Origin of the sequence: Streptomyces cinereospinus, from assembly GCF_042430725.1 — a bacterium.
Lineage (GTDB): Bacteria > Actinomycetota > Actinomycetes > Streptomycetales > Streptomycetaceae > Streptomyces > Streptomyces cinereospinus.
The window spans coordinates 1-1983 of record NZ_JBHMCY010000160.1 but is presented as its reverse complement, the minus strand read 5'-3'; the positions used below and the strand labels follow the sequence as shown (position 1 = coordinate 1983).

The window sequence follows — 1983 nt, the reverse complement described above, 5'->3', positions numbered from 1 at the left end:
CTGGGCGTGTCCTTGGTCGCCGTACGTCCCGACTTCTACGTGTTCGGCACCGCGGACGGTCCCGACGCGGCGGCCGTGCTCGCGGCCGACCTGCTGGGCGCGGTCACGGTGACCACGGGCGCGGCGGCGTACCGGCCGACCGCCTGAGCACGCCCGCGCACCGCTGAGAACGCCTGGGCACAACGCCGCCCCCGTCCTGCCCGGCCCCCACCCGCCGGGCTCTCGCAGGCTTCGTGAGGTCCTATGATCACCCATGTGGCAGTACAGCGACCCCCCGATCCCGACGACAACGCGGCCTCGCCGGCCCGGCAGGGCATCCAGTCCGTGGAACTGGCGATGACGGTCCTCCAGGCTCTCGAAGAGGGCCGGGGCCCGATGAGCCTGACGCACATCGCCACCGCCAGCGGGATGCAGCCGAGCAAGGCGCACCGTTATCTGGTCAGCCTCGCCAGGGTCGGTCTCGTCACCCAGTCCCGCAGTTCCGGTCTCTACGACATGGGCCCCGCCATGCGGCGGCTCGGCGTGGAGTCGCTGCGCAGGATGGACGAGGTCGCCCTGGTGAGCGAGCACCTGCCCGAGCTGCGCGACCGCACCACCCACGCGGTGAACCTGTCGGTGTGGGGCGACAACGGCCCGGTCGTCGTGCGCTGGGAGTACGGTGCCCACGCCCTGCCGATCACCGTCCGGGTCGGCGCCACGATGCCCCTGCTGAACTCGGCGATCGGCGGCACCTTCCTCGCCTGCCTGCCCGACCAGCTCACCCACCCGGTGCTGTGCGGGCAACTGGAGACGGACACGCTGGACACCGCCACGCGCGAACGTGTCCGGCGCGTCCGGGAGGACATGCGGCGGGAGGGCGTGGCCAGCAGCCGCGGCGGGGTCATTCCCGGCGTGACCTCGGTGGCGGCGCCCGTGTTCACCGCGGGCGAGTCGCTCCCGCTCGTGGTGTCGCTGGTGATGCCGGCGCGCGGCGTCACCGAGCAGGACCTGGCGGAGCTGTCCGCGGAACTGCTGCGCTCGACCCGGGCCATGTCCGAGGAGCTCGGCCACTCCGGCCAGGGCCGCGAGGCCTAGCCGGGCCAGGGCCTGTCGTCCGGCTCGTGCCGGCCCGAGCGGGGCACCGGGATGCGCCGTCTCCAACGGCCGACCCGATCGAGACGACAGGCCCTGGGGGATGTCTGACCGGTCGGGCCGGGATCGCCCGGGCGTCACGCCTGGAGCGAGGCCAGCTCCACGACCGTGATGTCCGCGGGGGCGCCCACGCGGACGGGCGGTCCCCAGGCGCCGGCGCCGCGCGTGACGTACAGCTGGGTGTCGCCGTAGCGGTCCAGGCCGGCGACGGTCGGGTTGGCCAGCCCGGCGACGAGGTTGCCCGGCCAGAGCTGGCCGCCGTGGGTGTGGCCGGACAGCTGGAGGTCGACGCCGTACTCGACGGCCTGGTGGATCATCACCGGCTGGTGGGCCATGAGCACCACCGCGCGGGACCGGTCGCGGTCCCCCAGGGCGCGCTCGTAGTCGGGGGCGTCGTCGTGTGCCTCGCCGGTGATGTCGTTGACGCCGGCCAGGTCGAAGCCGGGCTTCTCGACGCGCGCGTTCCGCAGGGGCCGCAGGCCCAGCTCGCGGACCTGGTCCACCCACGGCGCGGCACCGGAGTGGTACTCGTGGTTGCCGGTCACGAAATAGGAGCCGTCCCGGGCGCGCAGCCGGGCGAGCGGTTCCGTCGCGGGGCCGAGGTCGGCGACGGAACCGTCGGCGAGGTCGCCGACCACGGCGACGAGGTCCGGCTGGACGGAGTTGATGGTGTCGACGATCCGCTGGGTGTGGGCGCGGCCCAGGGTGGGACCGAGGTGGATGTCGCTGACGACCGCGATGCGGTAGCCGTGCGCGGAGCGCGGCAGCTTCGCGAGCGGCACCGCGAGCCGCTTGATCCGCGGTCCCCGCATCACCTCGTACGTGCCGTGACCGACCGTCGCCGCGGCGGCC

Annotated in this window: 2 protein-coding genes; one reads left to right on the top strand and one right to left on the bottom strand. The window is 74.0% G+C overall.

The window, feature by feature from the left end:
* Positions 1-255 precede the first annotated feature (255 nt).
* Positions 256-1074 (top strand): IclR family transcriptional regulator, encoded by an 819-nt coding sequence (locus ACFF45_RS35255; protein ID WP_381351117.1) that lies wholly within the window; start codon positions 256-258, stop codon positions 1072-1074.
* A 134-nt stretch (positions 1075-1208) separates the two neighbouring features.
* On the opposite strand, the gene ACFF45_RS35250 is transcribed toward ACFF45_RS35255, so the two are convergent.
* The coding region (locus ACFF45_RS35250; RefSeq protein WP_381351116.1) for a metallophosphoesterase at positions 1209-1983 on the bottom strand (775 nt) is incomplete at its 5' end.